General features: G+C 72.3%; 16 protein-coding genes and 3 tRNA genes. 10 read left to right on the forward strand and 9 right to left on the reverse strand.

The genetic code is table 11. The features are described from left to right. Positions 1–19 precede the first annotated feature (19 nt). A tRNA-Met gene (locus BLT82_RS19330) sits at positions 20–92 on the reverse strand. 47 nt (positions 93–139) lie between these two features. Then, positions 140–212, reverse strand: a tRNA-Thr gene (locus tag BLT82_RS19335). A gap of 284 nt (positions 213–496) precedes the next feature. Between BLT82_RS19335 and BLT82_RS19340 the strand changes: the two genes are divergently transcribed. The 4 genes from BLT82_RS19340 to BLT82_RS19355 all read left to right on the forward strand — a co-directional run bounded on the left by BLT82_RS19340 (position 497) and on the right by BLT82_RS19355 (position 4,367). Further along, the gene (locus BLT82_RS19340; RefSeq protein WP_093656455.1) at positions 497–1,744 is read left to right on the forward strand and encodes an amidohydrolase family protein; all 1,248 of its coding nucleotides are present in this window, start codon (positions 497–499) and stop codon (positions 1,742–1,744) included. A 317-nt stretch (positions 1,745–2,061) separates the two neighbouring features. Beyond that, entirely contained in the window at positions 2,062–2,718 is a 657-nt protein-coding gene (locus BLT82_RS19345) for an SDR family oxidoreductase (protein WP_093656545.1), read from the forward strand. Positions 2,719–2,932: 214 nt separating this feature from the next. Further along, positions 2,933–3,442, forward strand: a complete 510-nt coding sequence (locus BLT82_RS19350) for a GyrI-like domain-containing protein (protein ID WP_093656457.1) — start codon at positions 2,933–2,935, stop codon at positions 3,440–3,442. Positions 3,443–3,908: 466 nt separating this feature from the next. Next, complete coding sequence (locus BLT82_RS19355; protein ID WP_093656459.1) at positions 3,909–4,367, forward strand: transglycosylase SLT domain-containing protein; 459 nt, start codon at positions 3,909–3,911, stop codon at positions 4,365–4,367. A gap of 1,050 nt (positions 4,368–5,417) precedes the next feature. Here the strand turns inward: BLT82_RS19355 and BLT82_RS19365 are convergent. Both BLT82_RS19365 and BLT82_RS19370 read right to left on the reverse strand, forming a co-directional pair. Then, positions 5,418–7,193, reverse strand: a complete 1,776-nt coding sequence (locus BLT82_RS19365; protein WP_093656463.1) for an FAD-dependent monooxygenase — start codon at positions 7,191–7,193, stop codon at positions 5,418–5,420. Positions 7,194–7,333: 140 nt separating this feature from the next. Next, complete coding sequence (locus BLT82_RS19370; RefSeq protein ID WP_093656465.1) at positions 7,334–8,128, reverse strand: DUF4253 domain-containing protein; 795 nt, start codon at positions 8,126–8,128, stop codon at positions 7,334–7,336. 320 nt (positions 8,129–8,448) lie between these two features. Here BLT82_RS19370 and BLT82_RS19375 point away from each other — a divergent pair, with 320 nt between their 5' ends. Further along, positions 8,449–9,681 carry a cation:proton antiporter domain-containing protein gene (locus BLT82_RS19375; protein ID WP_093656467.1) on the forward strand — a complete coding sequence of 411 codons (1,233 nt, stop codon included), beginning with the start codon at positions 8,449–8,451 and terminating at the stop codon, positions 9,679–9,681. Positions 9,682–10,075: 394 nt separating this feature from the next. Next, the gene (nadE, locus tag BLT82_RS19380; protein ID WP_093656469.1) at positions 10,076–10,906 is read left to right on the forward strand and encodes an ammonia-dependent NAD(+) synthetase; all 831 of its coding nucleotides are present in this window, start codon (positions 10,076–10,078) and stop codon (positions 10,904–10,906) included. 758 nt (positions 10,907–11,664) lie between these two features. Here nadE and BLT82_RS19385 read toward each other — a convergent pair. Next, positions 11,665–11,746: transfer RNA gene (locus BLT82_RS19385), tRNA-Tyr, on the reverse strand. Positions 11,747–11,935: 189 nt separating this feature from the next. Between BLT82_RS19385 and BLT82_RS19390 the strand changes: the two genes are divergently transcribed. The 3 genes from BLT82_RS19390 to BLT82_RS19400 all read left to right on the forward strand — a co-directional run bounded on the left by BLT82_RS19390 (position 11,936) and on the right by BLT82_RS19400 (position 13,788). Beyond that, the gene (locus BLT82_RS19390; RefSeq protein ID WP_093656471.1) at positions 11,936–12,424 is read left to right on the forward strand and encodes a YajQ family cyclic di-GMP-binding protein; all 489 of its coding nucleotides are present in this window, start codon (positions 11,936–11,938) and stop codon (positions 12,422–12,424) included. A 198-nt stretch (positions 12,425–12,622) separates the two neighbouring features. Further along, complete coding sequence (locus BLT82_RS19395; protein WP_093656473.1) at positions 12,623–13,129, forward strand: methylated-DNA--[protein]-cysteine S-methyltransferase; 507 nt, start codon at positions 12,623–12,625, stop codon at positions 13,127–13,129. After that, a complete protein-coding gene (locus BLT82_RS19400) occupies positions 13,126–13,788 on the forward strand; it encodes an alpha-ketoglutarate-dependent dioxygenase AlkB family protein (RefSeq protein WP_093656475.1) in 663 nt (220 codons plus the stop codon). Before BLT82_RS19395 ends, BLT82_RS19400 begins: the two co-directional genes overlap by 4 nt. Positions 13,789–13,826: 38 nt before the next feature. Here BLT82_RS19400 and BLT82_RS19405 read toward each other — a convergent pair whose 3' ends face one another. After that, positions 13,827–14,096, reverse strand: a complete 270-nt coding sequence (locus tag BLT82_RS19405; RefSeq protein WP_093656477.1) for a GlsB/YeaQ/YmgE family stress response membrane protein — start codon at positions 14,094–14,096, stop codon at positions 13,827–13,829. A 115-nt stretch (positions 14,097–14,211) separates the two neighbouring features. Between BLT82_RS19405 and BLT82_RS19410 the strand changes: the two genes are divergently transcribed. Further along, entirely contained in the window at positions 14,212–15,456 is a 1,245-nt protein-coding gene (locus BLT82_RS19410) for an APC family permease (RefSeq protein WP_093656479.1), read from the forward strand. Between the two features lie 185 nt (positions 15,457–15,641). Here BLT82_RS19410 and BLT82_RS19415 read toward each other — a convergent pair whose 3' ends face one another. The 3 genes from BLT82_RS19415 to mscL form a co-directional block, all read right to left on the reverse strand. Beyond that, a complete protein-coding gene (locus BLT82_RS19415) occupies positions 15,642–16,034 on the reverse strand; it encodes a YccF domain-containing protein (protein WP_093656481.1) in 393 nt (130 codons plus the stop codon). Then, on the reverse strand, positions 16,031–16,894 hold the full coding sequence (gene htpX / locus BLT82_RS19420; protein ID WP_093656483.1) for a zinc metalloprotease HtpX: 864 nt from the start codon (positions 16,892–16,894) through the stop codon (positions 16,031–16,033). The genes BLT82_RS19415 and htpX overlap by 4 nt, the downstream gene beginning before the upstream one ends. Positions 16,895–17,057: 163 nt before the next feature. After that, the gene (mscL, locus tag BLT82_RS19425) at positions 17,058–17,516 is read right to left on the reverse strand and encodes a large conductance mechanosensitive channel protein MscL (RefSeq protein ID WP_093656485.1); all 459 of its coding nucleotides are present in this window, start codon (positions 17,514–17,516) and stop codon (positions 17,058–17,060) included. Positions 17,517–17,521: the final 5 nt, after the last annotated feature.

Below are 17,521 nucleotides of genomic sequence, written 5' to 3' on the forward strand. Positions count from 1 at the left end.
CACAATCGGCTACTGTGTGTAGCGGTGACCGGACTTGAACCGGTGACACAGCGATTATGAGCCGCTTGCTCTACCGACTGAGCTACACCGCTTCGATGAAGGATCCCCCCGCCCGAAGGCGAGGAACATCCAACATCAGAGCCCCAATACGGAATCGAACCGTAGACCTTCTCCTTACCATGGAGACGCTCTGCCGACTGAGCTATTGGGGCGAGCGATGAAGACATTACACGGTCGGCCGCCGATCGCCCAAATCCGTTTACGGGCCACGTTGGCCACCTTCGTCGCGTACCGGCCGAGCGGCCTCCCGGCCGTGTCACGAGGGCGCCGCCGGCTCCCCGCCGCGCCCGTTCCCGTACGCCACTCGTGGTCACACCGGTACGACTATTGCGCTCCTCCTCGATGCGCGGTCGGGCCGCCCCTAGGCTCGGCACACGCCGGGTGATCTTGATCGTCCCGCGGGCCCCAGGCCACTCCTCCGCCCATCAGGAGCGCGATGCCCGACAGCCAGGCGCAGCCGCCCGACGGCACCACCGCGGACAGCACCACGCTGCTCCTGTGCGGTGCCCGGCTCACCGACGGCCGCACGGTCGACGTGCGGCTGAGCGGCGCACGCATCGAGGCCGTCGGCACCGCCGGCAGCCTCAGCGCCGTGCCGAAGACGCACTCCGCGCGCGTGGACCTCGGCGGCTATCTGCTGCTGCCCGCGCCCGCCGAGCCGCACGCCCACGCCGACACCGCGCTCACCGCGCTCGCGCCGGAGGGGCCCGTGTCGTACGGCACAGAGGACGTGCAGCGACGGGCCACCGAGGCCGCGTTGCTCCAGCTCGGGCACGGGGCGACGGCGCTGCGTTCGCACGTGCGGATCGGCGATGTGCAGGAGCTCGGCCCGCTGGAGGCCGTGCTGGAGGCGCGGCGGGCGCTGCGCGGACTCGCGGAGGTGACCACCGTCGCCGTGCCTCGGCTGCTCACCGGCCTGGCGGGCGCGGACGGACTCGCGATGCTGCGGGACGCGCTGAAGGCGGGCGCGTCCGTGGTGGGAGGCAGCCCGGACGCCGACCCCGATCCGACGGGCTACACCGAGGCGGTGCTGGAGGCCGCCGCGGAGCACGGCTGCCCCGTCGACCTCCACACCGACGGCGACGATCCGGCGCGGCTGGCCCGGCTCGCCGCCATGGCCGGGGGCCTGCGCCCCGGTGTGTCGATCGGCCCGTGCGCCGGTCTGGCCCGGCTGCCCGCCGATGTGGCGTCCCGGTCGGCGGACCAGCTGGCCGCCGCCGGGGTCACGGTCGTGTGCCTGCCGCAGGGCGGCTGCCCGGGCTCCGAACTGCGCGGCGTCGCTCCCGTAAGGCTGCTGCGCGCCGCGGGAGTGCCCGTCGCCGCGGGCGGCGGCGCGATGCGGGACGTGGCGAATCCGGTGGGCCGCGGCGACCCGCTGGAGGCGGCGTTCCTGCTCGCCTCCCAGGGCGGCCTTCGGGTCGCCGACGCGTACGACGCGGTCAGCGCGGCGGCCCGGGAGGCGATGGGTCTGCCGGAAGTACGGGTGGAGGCCGGCTTCCCCGCGGAGCTCCTCGCGGTCCGCGGCGAACGCCTCGCGGGTGTCCTCTCGCTGGCGTACAGCCGGATCGTCATCCACCGGGGGCGTGTGGTGGCACGCACCAGCGCGGTACGGGAGTACTGCGACTCGGCGGCGGCGGTGGCGCTGGAGCTGCCGCGCCAGGGACGGCCCGACCCGAGGCCGTGAGGCGGGTCGGGCGCGGACCGATCCCGGGCCTGCTCCGCGGAGCCGCCGGCACGGCCGGCGGCCGAGGTTCGGCGGGTCGGTCCGAGGTCCTGACTAGGCCGGCCCGATCGGCGGCTGGTCCGGCCGACGCGGCCGAACGGGCCCGCGGACGCTGGGGGACCGAGCGCGCCGGCGGACGGGGCGGACGCCGTGCTCCGGGGCCCCGCGGCGGGCAGGAAGGCGCGCCGGGAAGCCGGTCCCGGGCGGTGGCCGAAACCGGCGCCCGGGACCACGGCCGTCGCGCGCGCCTCGCATCGGACGGGCGTACGGTCGGGAGCATGCGCATAGTCATCGCTGGAGGACACGGCCAGATCGCGATGCGCCTGGAGCGGCTGCTCGCGGCGAGCGGGCACGAGCCGGTGGGCATCATCCGGAAACCGGAGCACGGTGACGACCTGCGGGAGGCCGGTGCGGAACCGTGCCTGCTGGACCTGGAGTCCGCCTCGGTGGAAGAGGTGGCCGCGGTGCTCCAGGGCGCGGACGCCGCGGTGTTCGCGGCGGGCGCCGGGCCGGGGAGCGGTACCGAGCGGAAGAAGACGGTGGACCGGGACTCCGCGATCCTCTTCGCCGACGCGGCCGAACGGGCCCGCGTGCGACGGCACATCGTCGTCTCCACCATGGGCGGCGACCCCGAGCACCGGGGCGACGAGGTGTTCGACGTCTACCTGCGGATGAAGGGCGAGGCGGACGCGTACATCAGGGACAAGGAGACGCTGGACTGGACGATCCTGCGCCCCGGAATGCTGACGAACGACGCCGGCACCGGGCTGGTCCGGCTGGAGGCCGGCGCCGGGCGCGGGACGATCCCCCGGGACGACGTGGCCGCGGTGATCGCAGAACTGCTGGAGACGTCGGCGACGGCGGGGCTGGTACTCGACGTGATCAGCGGCAACGTCCCGGTCGCGGTCGCGGTGAAGGCGGTCGCGGGCAACTGACGCCCGCGTCACGGCCGATGGCGTCCCTGCCGGGCCGGCCCGGCAGGGACGGACGGTCACGGCAGGCCGAACGGGTCACGGCAGGCCGGGCGGTGGGCGCGGCCGGTCGGCCACCGGGTACGGGAACGACCCGTGCGACAGACCCGCGGGGGCTGTACGGCAACGACCACGGGGCGACCGATGATTTTCGGCCACCCTCGCGGTCCGCCCTCCCATGAGCGAAACCGCGCACCATCACCCCACCGCCGTGGAACGGCCCGAGCAGACCTACGTGGCCGTCAGGCGTTCCGTCCGCATGGACGGCTTCGCCGTCATCGCCGACCGGCTGCCCGAGATCTTCGCCTGGCTTGCCTCGCACGGCGCCGTCCCGGCGGGGCCGCCGTTCTTCCGCTTCCACACCGTCGACATGGACGGCGAGTCGGACGTCGAGGCGGGTGTCCCCGTCGACTCCGCGCCGGCCCCCGAGGGCGACATCGCCGTCGGCACGCTCCCGGCGGGCCGCTACGGGACGCTGACGCACCACGGCCATCCCGACAAGCTGTTCGACGCCATCACCCGGCTGCGGGCGTGGGCGGCGGAGCAGGGGCTGGAGTGGGAGATGACGGCGGGGCCGGGCGGGGTGGAGCACTGGGGGTGCCGCGTCGAGTCGTACCTCACGGATCCCCGCGTCGAGCCGGACATGGACCGGTGGGAGACGGAGCTGGCCTTCCGCCTGGCCGATTGACCGTCGCCGGGCGCGACGCGAGCACCACCGTGTGTGGCCGGACCCCCGCCGCGCACGGCCGGAACTCCGCCGCGCACGCCGTGGTGAATTCCTGAGTCGTCGTCACCGGCATTCGCAACAGAGCGCGTTGGCGCCGGAATCCGGTATGCCCATCACCGGATTCCGGCGGCCCGCCGGTTTCCCGCCGCACCGCCCGCGGCAGCGCGCGGCGGAAATTGTTGTGCACACGCCCGGAGTCCGCCTAGGGAAGTCCGATCCCCCACCGCCCTGCCCGATCTGGCACGTGACGGGAACCACATCCCGCTTTACCCCGCATTTATTCCCCTTGTGGTGCCAATCACAGAATTGCCTCTTGCCGTCGCCCGCCTTCACTCGGATGCTGAAACCCCCCGGCGGAAATCCCCATTCCTGATTAACCGCCTTACATGGGATCAGAACCCCAAGATTCATGTGAAAGGGCGGCGTCATGCAGCTTTCCCTGCTCCCCCAGCGAGCGACGTCCAAGATCGCCAAGTACCTCGTGGGCGGCGTTGCCGCCGCCACGGTCATGACCGGCGTGACCACGGCCGTCGCACCGACCGAGGCCTCCGCAGCTCCCGCCAGCGCACAGCGGATCGACGGCTGGATCAAGCACTCCCTCCTGGTCATGAAGGCCAAGGGAATCCCCGGCAGCTACGAGGGAATCCGCCGCAACCTGATGCGGGAATCGAGCGGCGATCTCTACGCAATCAACCTCTGGGATTCGAATGCCCAGAAGGGCATTCCGTCCAAGGGCCTCATGCAGGTCATTGACCCCACATTTCGGACATACCACGTGGACGGCACCTCGTGGGACATTTATGACCCAATTGCGAATATTACGGCGGCGTGCAATTACGCGGCCAAGCGCTACGGGTCCATCGACAACGTGAACGGCCCCTACTGATCCGTCGTCCCGGCGGATTCCGCTTCGCCGGGTCCAAGCGTCCCGAAGGCCTCCTCCCTGCGGCGGCGGCCGCACGCGGGAGGTCCGGCACCACGTACCACCTGGACTGCCCCCACGGCAGCGACACCTCCCCGGGCACCAATGACGACGCCCCGGCGCAGTCCCGCCAAGGCCTCGCCCACCTACGGCCCCGGTGACGGCTGCTGCTGCGGCGCGGCCGGACCTGCGCCGGGGCCTCGGCCCCACGGTTCCGGCACGGCCGCACGGCCGATCTCGGTCGACGCTTGCGACCGGGGCGCGAAACGGCGTATCGAAGGCGCCGGCGCCCGGGCAGCCGTGCTGCTGCTGACGTCGAGGACTGGGAGCTGCGCAACCTCGACCTCTCCAACACCGGTGCACCGACCACCACCGGCCGCCGCGCGGGCCTGCTCGGTCCGGCTGACCGACCACGGGGCCGGCAGGCACTACGTCGTGGACGGCGTGGACGTGCACGACGTCAGCGGCGCCGACTTCAAGGACCCCGACCCAGCGGCGGCATCCCCTTCTCCGTCACCGGCTCGGCCGAACCGGCCCGCTTCGACGACGTACGGATCGTGGACTCGACCGTCCGCCGGGCCGACCAAACCGTCATCGGCATCTCCTCCACCTGGGGCCGCAGGCCCGTGCACCCGATCGGCCAGGCACCGGCTGGGAGGCGATCACCGGACTGCGGATCCAGCACAACGAGGTGACCGACGTCGGCGGCGACGGCATCGTCGTGCAGACCGCGAGGCCTGCCGGCCGCCGACGGGGTCGTCCGCGACTTCTTCGGGAACCGGATCCCCACACCATCGAACGTGGGCGCGGACCAGGGCCCACGGGGCTGACCGGCCGGCGGGGGGCCGGTCAGCGCGGCCGGGCCACTCGGACCGGACGGACGGACGCGCGGGGCCGGGCGTGGTCGCTCGGGGCCGGGCGTGGTCGCTCGGGGCCGGGCGTGGTCGCTCGGGGCCGGGCGTGGTCGCTCGGGGCCGGGCGTGGTGGCTCGGGGCCGGGCGTGGTCGCACGCGCCTACAGCCGGAAGACCCGCGCCAGCTCCTCCGACAGCGCGGCGACCGCACCGGGCACGGCCAGCGGCGCCACGCGCGCGCCCAGGTAGCCGTCCGGCCGCACGAGGAAGGCCGCGGGGCCCGCGGTGCGGTAGGCGCGGGCGAACTCGCCGCGGCTGTCGAGGAACGCGGGCAGATGCCTCCCGTCCGCGTCCGTCGCGTAGTCCACGATCTCCGCGTAGTCCACTACCTCCGCGGCGCCCCCGGTGCCGCTGCCGGCCGCCGCGGTCCCGGCTCCGTTCCCCATCGAGTCCGCCGCCGTGCCCGTGGCGGCGTGCGTTCCGGCGTCCGGGGCGAGGAGTACCAGAGCGGTCGCCTGTCCGTCCGTCAGATGGTGGATTCCGGAGGCGACTTCACCGCACACGCCGAGCCCGTCGGCCGAATCGGCGTGGAGGAGGAGCACATGGCCGCGGTCGCGCAGCAGGTCGTACAGCCGCAGCGGGACGGCGGAGATGCCCCCGGTGAGGCCGCCGCAGTCGGGCGCCCGGTCGCCGGGGCCGGGCCCCTCCAGGCCCGGGGTGCCCCGGCCGACGACGGGGCTGTCGGGGTAGGCGACGAGCAACTGGGCCTCGCGCAGCATGACGGTCGTGAAGTCGTCGGGGTCGGCCTGGACACCCTCGGAGGCGTGCCGGACCGTACGCCCCACGACCTCCTCGCCTACGGGCCGGCGCTCGGCGTCATAGCTGTCGAGGAGGCGGGGATGCGCGGCGCCCCGCACGGTGAGAGCCAGTTTCCAGGCGAGGTTGCAGGCGTCCTGGATACCGGTGTTCATGCCCTGGGCGCCGGTCGGCGGGTGGATGTGCGCTGCGTCCCCGGCGATGAAGACCCGGCCGTCCGCGTACTTGTTCACCAGACGGTGGCTGATGCGGAAGACGGAGGACCAGCGCATGGCCGAGGCCGTCGTGGGCTCCGGCGAGAGCCGGTCGAGGACGGCCTGGACGTGCTCGATGCCCGGTGCCCGCCGACCGGTCTCCAGTCCGTGCGCGACACCGTCCCCGGTGCCCTGCTCGCCCGCGGGCTTCCGGGCGGAGAGTTCGGGCGGGACCATCATGGACATGCGGTAGCGGCCGCGCCCCGGCAGCGGGATGCAGACGAGCAGGTCGTCGACGGCTCCGTCGTCCCCGTGGTGCATGACGCGGACGCCGTAGCCCGGCGGCAGGCTCCAGTCGACCTCCACGTCCGCGAGCATGTACTCCTCGGGGAAGGCGGCGCCTACGAAGGAGAGTCGGAGCGTCTTGCGCACGATGCTGTGCGCCCCGTCGCAGCCGACGAGGAAACGCGACCGGACCTCCTCCTCCCCGCCGTCGACCGTGACGATCCGGCTGAGGACGCCGTCCGTGTCCTGCTTGAACGAGACCAGCTCCGTGCCTCGCTCGATCCCGGTGCCGAACCGGGCCAGATGCTCCTCGATGACGCGCTCGGTCTCGTACTGCGGCAGTGCCGCGAATCCATAGGGCACCTCCGGCGGGAGGCGGAAGTCGATGCGCCCCTGGTCGGCGCCGTCGGAGTACAGCAGCTGGCCGCGCATCGGCACGGCGGCGTCCAGGGCCTCGCGGCCCATGCCCATCCGGTCCCAGATCTCCAGGGTCCGGGGCTGGATCCCCACGGCCTTGGCGTACGGAAGACGGGCCGGGAGCCTGTCGACGATCCGGCATTGCGCTCCATGACGCCGCAGCTCCGCGGCCGCGGTCAGGCCCACCGGTCCGGCACCCACGATCAGTACATCGGTGTCCACCACTGGCGTCTCCCACCGACAGGCCCCCGGCTGCGCTGTCCCTCCATGGTCGGCCGCCGGATCCGGTCCGGCGACTCGGAACCCCGCGTACGCGCCTCGTCCCCGCAGTTCGGAGCCGTCGGGACGGGGCAGGCGCGCCGGGCTCAGTCCCACCAGAACCGCCAGTCCCCGAGGTGCATGAGCTCCGAGGGGTAGGCGTCCCAGTCCGCCTCCGGGTACTCGTGGAAGACATCCGGGCAGAGGGCGTAGTGCTCCTGGCCGAGGGCCCGGGCCCGGGCGTACGACGTCGGCGGGGAGGCGACCGACACATGGAGCGTGCTGTGCTCGAACCCCACCACGCGTATCCCGAACCGGTCCTCCCACGAGCGCAGCACCGCGGTCAGCCCGGCGGCGTCCACGTGGTTGGCCGGGCCCCGCCAGCCGACGGCGGCGGGCAGATCTGCGCTCCGCCCCACCTCCACGAGCGCCAGGCTCCGGGCGCTCCCCTCCCGGCACAGCCGCTGCGCGAGCTCCCAGGCCCGCGCGTCCGGGTCGGGGGCGGGGCCGGCGACCTGCCCTGGGGCGGCATCACGCCTCGGGACCCCAGCCGCGCCCGGGACCCCAGCCGCGCCCGTGACGTCGGACGTGCCCGTGACGTCGGCCGCGCCCGCGTCGGTTTCCGCGCCCTGTGGGAGGGGGGACGGGTCCGGCACTGACGCGGCGACGGGCGTGGGTTCCAGGGAGTCGTCCTCGTACTCCAGCAGCAGAGGATGGAACCCGGACCCGAGCCGGTCCGCGTACAACCGCCGCCACCAGCCTGCGAGATCCGGCACCGGCCCCCGGCTCAGCCACACGACGGGGTGGTGGGGGCGCGGCCTGCGCGGGCCCAGGAGTCTGCCGGGAGGCAGCGCGGACGGCAGGCGGCGGCCGATGGCTTCTTCTCTCCGGAGCGGGAACACGCCCGGAGGCTACGCGACGCCACTGACAGCCCGCCCGGGCAGAGTTCGCCCGGCGAATCCGGCCCGGCGGGTCCGCTGCGGCGCTTCCCGACCCGCCGACCCCGCGGCCGTCTCCACCCGCTCCCCGAATTCCTCTCGCCAATCTCCTTTCTGTGGCTCCGACTTCACACCGAATTCAGTACGAGTCTCGAACGTTCACCGTGCCGACCGAGTCGCAAAAGGCGGAATTCCCCGGCGCCGTCGGCAAGGGCTGCGGGAAGTGACCGCCCTAAGCTCGGTTTCCGAGCCGGGCGATGCGCGTAACGGAAAGCGGGGGTCGCATGCTTGCCGTCACGGTCATGGCGGGAATCCTCTTCGTCTGGTCGCTGCTGGCGCTCAGGCTTTCGCGCTGGAGCATCACCGCGCCCATCGCGATGATGGCGGCGGGCATCGCCCTGACCGCCGGCTCGAATCCTCCGCTGAGGTTCGAGCTCGAGACGACCGTCTTCGAACACGCGGTGGAAGTCATCCTGGCCCTGCTGCTGTTCGTCGACGCCATCGAGGTGCCCGGCAGGATCCTGGGCCGTGAGAAGGGCATCGTCCTCCGCCTCCTCGGCGGCGGGCTCCCGTTGACGCTCTGCGCCGCGTTCCTGACCGGTCTCCTCCTCTTCCCCGGTCAGTCCGGATGGCTGATCGCGGTGCTGGCGGTCGTCGTCGTCCCGCTGGACCTCGCCCCCACCGCGTCCGTCGTCCGCGACGAGCGGGTCCCCGTGCGGCTGCGCGAGGTCCTCAACGTCGAGGGGGGCCTCAACGACGGCATCGTGTCGCCGGTCTTCCTCCTGTGCATCGCGGTGGCCGTCGAATCGCACGATGTGCACGCCGACTACGGCGACGCGCTGCTGACGGCGGTCGAAGCGGCCGGCTGGGCGCTCGCCACCGGGCTCGCCGTCGGCTGGACGACCGGCTGGCTGCTGCGCAAGTCGTGGTCGCGGGGCTGGACGCAGACGTCGGCGATGCGACTGGGCGTGCTCGCGGTCCCGTTGATGGCGTACACCTTCTCCAGCGCGGTCGGCGGAAACGGATTCGTCGCGTCCTTCATCGCAGGCGTTGTCTTCGGCCCGGCAGTACGGGAACTGCCCGAGACGGCCGTGGAGCTGACGGACGACGTGGTCACGCTCCTGAGCCTGGCGCTGTGGTTCATCTTCGGGCAGATCGTCAACAACGCCTTCTGGCCGGGATTCCAGACCACGGTCGTCCTCTACGCACTGCTCGCCGTCTCACTGGTCCGCATGGTTCCCGTGCTCCTCGTCCTCACGGGAGCGGGAATGAGCCGCGCGGACAAGCTCTTCCTCGGCTGGATGGGGCCGAGAGGCGTGACCTCCATCGTCTTCGGGTCCCTGGCCGTCATCGAGCTCCCGGACGCGAGCGCGGACTTCGTCTCCCGGGTCATGGTGATCACCGTGATGCTGAGCATCGTGCTCCACGGACTGAGCGCCGAGCCGATCGCCCGCTACTACGCCCGGCGCACCGAGAAGCAGCGGCCTGCCACGCCGGCGGGCGACACCGGCCGCTGAGCGTCGGCGGCGACGCGGAGCCCAGGGCCGCGGGCGGCGGGCTTCGTAGGCCGCGGGCGACAGGCGGCGGGCGCGGCACCGGCAGCCTCCCCGACGAGGACCGCGGACCGCCACCGCTACCTGGCCGCGTCCGCGGCGAACTCCGCGCCCTCGCGGCGGAGCGCCCGGCCGGACGCGCGCCGGGCGCCCGCCCCGTATTCCGACGGGACGCCGAGCCCGCCTCACGGAGCTTCGAGGCCGGCTCACGGAGCTTCGAGCCGGTGGTTCCACCACGGATCACGGGGCGAGGCGATGGGGTCGTTGGGCGTACGGCCCGTCCGGCCCCGGTCCGCCCTAACCCCCTGGGTAGGGTGGGCGCGTCAGCAGTACACGTGGACCGGAGCAAGGAGCAGACGTGAGCGGGTCGGCGTCCATCGCCCTGCAGCAGGAGATCGCCCGGGAACTCGACGTCGCCGAGACCTTCGACGCGGAGCGCGAGATCGAACGCCGGGTGGCCTTCCTCGCCGAGCGTCTGACCTCCACCGGCCTGCGCTCCCTCGTCCTCGGCATCAGCGGCGGCGTCGACTCCACCACCACCGGCCGGCTCTGCCAGCTCGCGGTGGAGCGGGCCCGGGCAGCCGGGCACGAGGCCCGGTTCCATGCGATGCGGCTGCCGTACGGAGTCCAAGCCGACGAGCACGACGCCCAGCTCGCGCTCTCCTTCATCCGGGCCGACCACGTGCTGACCGTGGACATCAAGCCTGCGAGCGATGCCGCGCTCGCCGCCCTGCCGGCCGCCGAGGTGAGCTTCCGCGACGCCCACCACCGGGACTTCGTGCACGGCAACATCAAGGCCCGGCAGCGCATGATCGCCCAGTACGCGGTGGCGGGGGCGCACGACGGTCTGGTCGTCGGCACCGACCACGCCGCCGAGGCGGTCTCCGGCTTCTTCACCAAGTTCGGCGACGGCGCCGCCGACCTGGTCCCACTGACCGGTCTGACCAAGCGCCGGGTGCGCGCCCTCGCGGACGCGCTGGGTGCGCCCGCGGAGCTGGTGTGGAAGACCCCGACGGCCGACCTGGAGACCCTCGACCCGGGCAAGGCGGACGAGGACGCGCTCGGGATCACCTACGACGACATCGACGACTTCCTGGAAGGCAAGCCGGTCGACGAACGCGCCTTCGACACGATCGTCCGCCGCTACCGCGCCACCGGCCACAAGCGCGCGCTGCCCATCGCGCCCTGATACCGGTCGGCCCGCAGCGGCAAGGCACCCGCCGGCCCCGGCGGCGAGACGCCGCTTCGTCAGCGGGCCGGCCGCAACGGCCCGCACGGCGACCGGGCATGGGGGTGCCGGCCGCGCCGGCTCACGGAGACGGGCATGGAAACCGTCGGCGTCCGATTCGTCGACCGCGTCGCGTGTCGCCCTCGCAACGAGAGCTGTTGACCCGTGGATACGCTGGTCAGCGCGGAGGGCGTGGCACATGACCAGGCGGCACTGTCTCACCCGCCGCACATGAACCGGAGTTCCACCGCCATGCGCCGTGCCCTTGCACCAACCGTCCTCTGCACCGCGCTCCTCGCCACCGGATGCGCCAAGGCGGAGTCGGGCAGCACCGGCGCCGCGCCAACGGCAGGCGCCACGACCGCGCCTCCCGGAGTCGCGCCCACACCCGAGTACCCGCTGCGGCAGGCCGCCATGGGTGAGAGTTCGAGCAGGTCGGCGAGGAGAACCTGAGCGCCACCCCCGTCACCCGGTACCGCGGTCTTCTCACCCACGAGGCGCTGACCCTGGAGATGACCAAGGAGTCACGGGCGAAGGCGGACCGGATGCGCGACCTGTTGGGTGGCCCGATTCCCGCGACTGCCGAGGTGTGGGTCGAGAGCGGAACCGGGCCGTGCAGGTGCGCCTCTCCATGAAGATCGAGGGCACCGTGTCGTCCGTCAACGCAGAACCCCCCTCGAAGCTACGTTTCCGCAGTTCAGAGGGGGGTTCCTCAAGCGTGGCGGCGCCAGGATTCGAACCTGGGTAGGCTAAGCCGACGGATTTACAGTCCGCTCCCATTGGCCACTCGGGCACACCGCCATGGGATGTCGCTCCGGAGCCGCTTTCGTGCGGTGCTCCGTGGCAACGACGTAAACGATACCTGATCCTCAGGGGTGCTCCGCCACCGGATTGATCAGCGCCTCCGGCGGGTGCGGGTGGCTAGGCTTTGCGGTGCGGTCCGGGCATCCGGCCGTGCGTCCCACCACCCGATACAAGGAGCCACAGGACATGGCCGACTCCAGTTTCGACATCGTCTCGAAGGTCGAGCGGCAGGAGGTCGACAACGCCCTCAACCAGGCCGCCAAGGAGATCTCGCAGCGCTACGACTTCAAGGGCACCGGCGCGACCATCGAGTGGTCGGGCGAGAAGATCCTGATGCAGGCGAGCGGCGAGGAGCGGGTCAAGGCGATCCTCGACATCTTCCAGTCCAAGCTGATCAAGCGGGGCATCTCGCTGAAGGCACTGGAGGCGGGCGAGCCGCAGCTCTCCGGCAAGGAGTACAAGATCTTCGCGTCGATCCAGGAGGGCATCTCCCAGGAGAACGCGAAGAAGGTCGCCAAGACCATCCGCGACGAGGGCCCCAAGGGCGTCAAGGCTCAGGTGCAGGGCGACGAGCTGCGGGTCAGCTCGAAGAGCCGCGACGACCTGCAGGCCGTCATCTCGCTGCTGAAGGGCAAGGACTTCGACTTCGCCCTCCAGTTCGTGAACTACCGCTGAGCCATGACCGCCGCCGAGCCGTCCGGCCAAGCGGAAGCAGGCACTCGGGGGTGGTGCGGCCCGGTCCGCACCACCCCCGCCTCGCGTTCCAGCAGCCTGGAGCGACGTCCGAATACCGCCGGTCCGGGCGGCGTCCGCGCCGCAGACTCGTAGCTGCGGGGCCGCGGACGAACGGGCCCATGGCAGAGAGGAAAGACGATGACGGTGTACGCGACGTTCGACAGCCCGCTCGGTGAGCTGCTGCTGGTCGGCGAGGAGTCCGCGACCGCCGTCGGCGGGACCGCGCTCGTCTCGCTCTCGCTGCCCGGGCAGAAGGGCGCGGCGGAGGTGCGGGACGGCTGGCGGCTCGCGCCGGAGGAGTTCGAGGAGATCACCGCCCAGCTCCGGGCCTACTTCGCCGGGGAGCTGACGTGCTTCTCGATCGAGTTCGCGCGGGGCGCCGGCACGGACTTCCAGCGGCGCGTCTGGCGGGCGGTGGAGGAGATTCCGTACGGACGGACGGCGACCTACGGCCAGATCGCCGAGCGGGTCGGCTCCGCCGGGGCCGGGGTGCGGGCCGTGGGGACGGCGATCGGCCGCAATCCGCTGCTGGTCGTGCGGCCGTGCCACCGCGTGATCGGCGCCGACGGCGCGCTGCGCGGGTACGCGGGCGGACTGCCGAGCAAGGAGCGGCTCCTCGGGCTGGAAGGCGCGCTGGTGCCGTGAGCGCGGGGCTGTTCCCGCGGGAGCGGGCCGAGGTGGCGCCGGGGGCGGTGCACGTCCCCGGCTGGCTGTCCCTGGTCAGGCAGCGCGAACTCGTCGCGACATGCCGACAGTGGGCGCGCGGGCCGGTCCCGATCCGGCACACGAAGCTGCCGGGGGGCGGGGTGATGTCCGTGATGACGGTCTGCGTGGGCTGGCACTGGCAGCCGTACCGATACACGCGGACGGCCGACGACGTGAACGGCGCGCGGGTGGCCGGATTCCCCGATTGGCTGGTGGAGTTGGGCCGCGAGGCGCTGTCCGCAGCATACGGCGGCGCGGGAGCGGGCCGCGGGGCGTACGCGCCGGACAGCGCGCTCGTCAATTTCTACGACGGCGACGCCAGGATGGGCATGCACCAGGACAAGGACGAGCGGTCCGGTGCCCCGGTGGTGTCGCTCAGCATCGGTGACACCTGCGTATTCCGCTTCGGGAACACCGAGAACCGGGGACGCCCGTACACGGACGTGGAGTTGGTCTCCGGGGATCTGTTCGTCTTCGGCGGCGCGTCCCGCTTCGCGTACCACGGGGTGCCCAGGGTCCTGCCGGGCACGGCCGACCCCGCGCTGGGTCTGGCCGGCCGGTTGAACATCACCCTGCGCGAGACCGGGCTCCGGGACTGAGAACCCCCGCGGGCCGGGGAGGTGCCCCGGCCCGGCGGTCAGCGGGACCGCGAGTGGCCGAAGAGGATGCGGTACGCGATGAGCAGGACGAGCGCACCTCCGATGGCGGACACCCACGTGGCACCGTCGTAGAAGTCCTTGGCGATGGGCCGGTCCAGGAAGCGGGACGATATCCAGCCACCGACGAAGGCGCCGGCGACACCGATGAGGGTGGTGCCGATCAGTCCGCCCGGGTCGCGGCCCGGCAGCAGGATCTTGGCGATGATCCCGGCGAGCAGACCGAGGACGATCCAGCTGATGATGCCCATGCCATGACCTGCCTTTCCTCGTGCGCGTTCCCGGACTCCTGCCCGTAGTGCGCTGTTGTCATGTCAGACGCCGGCGGTTCGGAGTGCGGTTGCGGCCGTGGGTAGGGTGCGGCCCATGACACAGGAACTGCGCAGGTCGCTGGGCCTGTTCGACGCCGTCGTCATCGGGCTGGGCTCGATGGTCGGCGCCGGGGTCTTCGTCGCCCTGGCACCCGCGGCCGCGGCGGCCGGGACCGGGCCGCTGCTGCTCCTGGCGCTGGGGCTGGCCGCGGTCGTGGCGTACTGCAACGCCACCGCGTCGGCCCGGCTCGCGGCCCGCTACCCGGCGTCGGGCGGGACGTACGTGTACGGGCGGGAACGACTGGGTCCGTTCTGGGGGTATCTCGCGGGCTGGGGCTTCGTCGTCGGCAAGACCGCCTCGTGCGCGGCGATGGCACTGACCGTCGGGGCGTACGTCTGGCCCTCGCAGGCGCACGCCGTCGCGGTGGCCGCGGTCGTGGCACTGACGGCGGTGAACTACGGCGGTGTCCAGAAGACCGCCTTGCTGACCCGGGCGATCATCGCGGTCGTGGCGGCGGTCCTGGCGGCGGTGGTGGCCGCCTCCCTCGCCTCTCCGTCAGCGGACCCCGGGCGGCTGCTGTCGGGTGGCTCCGGCGGCGGCGCCGGGGGCGTGTTGCAGGCGGCCGGACTGCTGTTCTTCGCGTTCGCCGGGTACGCGCGGATCGCCACGCTCGGCGAGGAGGTACGGGATCCGGCCCGGACGATCCCGCGTGCGATCCCGCTGGCCCTGGGGATCGCCCTGGCCGTGTACCTGGGCGTGGCCTGTGCGGTCCTCTCCGTGCTGGACGTGGACGAACTCGGCCGGGCGACGGCTCCGCTGGCCGACGCCGTCCGGGCGGCGGGAGCGGACTGGCTGGTCCCCGTCGTACGGGCCGGGGCGGCGGTGGCCGCGCTCGGCTCGCTGCTGGCGCTGATCCTCGGGGTTTCCCGGACGACGCTGGCGATGGCCAGGGACGGCCATCTGCCGCGCACGCTCGCGGCCGTGCACCCCCGCTTCCGGGTGCCGCACCACGCGGAGCTCGCGGTGGGCTCGGTGGTGGCCGTGGTGGCGGCGACGGCGGACGTGCGGGGCGCGATCGGCTTCTCCTCGTTCGGCGTGCTCGTGTACTACGCCGTCGCCAACGCCTCGGCCTGGACGCTCGGTTCCCGGGGAAGGGCACTCACCCTCGTCGGGCTTGCGGGCTGTCTGGTGCTCGCCCTCGCGCTGCCGCTGTCGTCGGTGGTGGCGGGCGCGCTGGTGCTGGCGGCGGGAGCGGCGGCGTACGGGGTACGGGCGCGGGCCGGCCGGGAACGCCCCTGACGCCCGCGGTCCCGAGGATGCCGACGCTCTCCTCGCAGGCAGGCGGATCCGCGAGGCGGGGCGTCACGCCGGGACAGCGGCGCAGGTGCACCGGGCCGGCCGGCGGAACGCCAGGTGCCCGGGGGACCTCGCCCGTTCAGGGCTCGCCGCCCCGGTCTCACCGCCCCGGGCTCACCTCGCCGGTCTCACCTCGCCGCGAACGGCTGGTCGGCCGGCACGATCTCCTTGCCCAGGGGCAGCAGCGAGACGGGGATCAGCTTGAAGTTCGCGAGGCCCAGGGGGATGCCGATGATGGTGATGCAGAGGGCGATCCCCGTGACGACGTGTCCGAGCGCGAGCCACCAGCCGGCCAGGATCAGCCAGAGCACGTTGCCGATGCAGGAGGGGGCGCCGGCGTCCCTGCGCTCCACCACCGTCTGTCCGAAGGGCCACAGCGCGTAGACGCCGATGCGGAAGGCGGCCAGGCCGAAGGGGATGCCGATGATGGTGATGCACAGCAGTACACCGGCCAGCAGATAGCCGAGGAACATCCAGAAGCCGCACAGGACGAGCCAGATGACGTTCAGGATTGTCTTCATGGGCGGTGACCTGCCATCTGTTCGAGACGGGCGATGCGTTCGGCCATCGGCGGATGGGTGCTGAACAGTTTCGTGATGCTCTGCCCCGGCCGGAAGGGATTGGCGATCATCATATGACTCGCCGTCTCGATCTTCGGCTCGGGCGGGAGGGGCAGCTGCTTGGTGCCCTCCTCCAGCTTGCGGAGGGCGCTGGCGAGGGCGAGCGGGTCGCCCGTGAGTCTGGCCCCGTCGGCGTCGGCCTCGAACTCACGGGAGCGGCTGATGGCGAGCTGGATCACGGACGCCGCGAGCGGCCCAAGGATCATGATCAGCAGCAGGCCGAACAACCCTGGACCGTCGTCGTCGTCCGAGCGGCCTATGGGAATCAGCCAGGCGAAGTTCACCAGGAACATGATCACGGAGGCGAGGGCGCCGGCGACTGACGAGATCAGGATGTCCCGGTTGTAGACGTGGCTCAGCTCGTGGCCGAGGACGGCCCGCAACTCGCGCTCGTTGAGGATCCGCAGGATGCCCTCGGTGCAGCAGACGGCGGCGTTGCGCGGATTGCGGCCCGTGGCGAAGGCGTTGGGCGCCTGGGTCGGCGAGATGTACAGCCGAGGCATCGGCTGGCGCGCCTGGGTGGAGAGCTCGCGGACGATCCGGTACAGCGCGGGTGCCTCGAACTCGCTGACCGGGCGGGCACGCATGGCCCGCAGCGCGATCTTGTCGCTGTTCCAGTACGCGTACGCGTTCGTCCCGAGGGCGACGACGACGGCGATGATCAGGCCCATACGGCCGAACAGACTGCCGATGACGATGATGAGGGCCGACAGCCCCCCGAGGAGAACGGCGGTCCTCAGTCCGTTGTGCCGGCGGTGCACGGTACGCCCTCCAAGTGGTTCGGCAGGGGAACCCTCTGCGGTCGTGGTCCGCTCTCCAGTGGACCCTCCCGTACTGGTCAACGCCAGGCGAGAGCCGCGGGTTCCCCCGTCGCCACGGGCGGGGGCGCCGGCGCCGCTGGGCCGTTCGGGTGGCCCGGCCGGCTCAGCGCTGGGACGGGAGCAGCCCGGCCTTCTCCAGTGCCTCGGGAAGGGGCTCCACGTCGCTGGTGCAGTGCGCGCAACGGCTGGCGATGGCGGGGATCTCCGTGTAGCACCGCGGGCAGTCGCGCACTGCGGCCTTGATGCCGGCCGGCTCCTCCTTGGTGAAGCGGTTCTGCACCTTCAGCATCGGGACGACGACGCAGAAGTAGAGGACGGCCGCCGTGATCAGGAAGGCGATGGTGGCACTGATGAAGAGCCCGTAGGGGAACTTCACCCCCTGGACCGTGAAGGCCGCCTTGCTGAAGTCGCCGGCGCCCTGTGTGGCCACGCCGATCAGCGGAGTGATGAAGGCGTTGGTCAGCCCCGTGACGACCGCCGTGAAGGCGGAGCCGACCGCGAGGCCGATCGCCATGGTGATCACGTTTCCGCGGAGGATGAAGTCCTTGAACCCGCTCAGCACAGCGG

Source organism: Streptomyces wuyuanensis (assembly GCF_900103455.1).
Lineage (GTDB): Bacteria > Actinomycetota > Actinomycetes > Streptomycetales > Streptomycetaceae > Streptomyces > Streptomyces wuyuanensis.

What these genes read in the sequence shown, in the direction of transcription:
- BLT82_RS19345 (WP_093656545.1), top strand. Translation starts at nt 2,062, where the DNA reads ATGCGCATAGTCATCGCTGGAGGACACGGCCAGATCGCGATGCGCCTG.
- BLT82_RS19375 (WP_093656467.1), top strand. Translation starts at nt 8,449, where the DNA reads ATGCTTGCCGTCACGGTCATGGCGGGAATCCTCTTCGTCTGGTCGCTG.
- BLT82_RS19395 (WP_093656473.1), top strand. Translation starts at nt 12,623, where the DNA reads ATGACGGTGTACGCGACGTTCGACAGCCCGCTCGGTGAGCTGCTGCTG.
- BLT82_RS19405 (WP_093656477.1), bottom strand. Translation starts at nt 14,096, where the DNA reads ATGGGCATCATCAGCTGGATCGTCCTCGGTCTGCTCGCCGGGATCATC.
- BLT82_RS19340 (WP_093656455.1), top strand. Translation starts at nt 497, where the DNA reads ATGCCCGACAGCCAGGCGCAGCCGCCCGACGGCACCACCGCGGACAGC.
- BLT82_RS19350 (WP_093656457.1), top strand. Translation starts at nt 2,933, where the DNA reads ATGAGCGAAACCGCGCACCATCACCCCACCGCCGTGGAACGGCCCGAG.
- BLT82_RS19390 (WP_093656471.1), top strand. Translation starts at nt 11,936, where the DNA reads ATGGCCGACTCCAGTTTCGACATCGTCTCGAAGGTCGAGCGGCAGGAG.
- BLT82_RS19410 (WP_093656479.1), top strand. Translation starts at nt 14,212, where the DNA reads ATGACACAGGAACTGCGCAGGTCGCTGGGCCTGTTCGACGCCGTCGTC.
- BLT82_RS19415 (WP_093656481.1), bottom strand. Translation starts at nt 16,034, where the DNA reads ATGAAGACAATCCTGAACGTCATCTGGCTCGTCCTGTGCGGCTTCTGG.
- BLT82_RS19355 (WP_093656459.1), top strand. Translation starts at nt 3,909, where the DNA reads ATGCAGCTTTCCCTGCTCCCCCAGCGAGCGACGTCCAAGATCGCCAAG.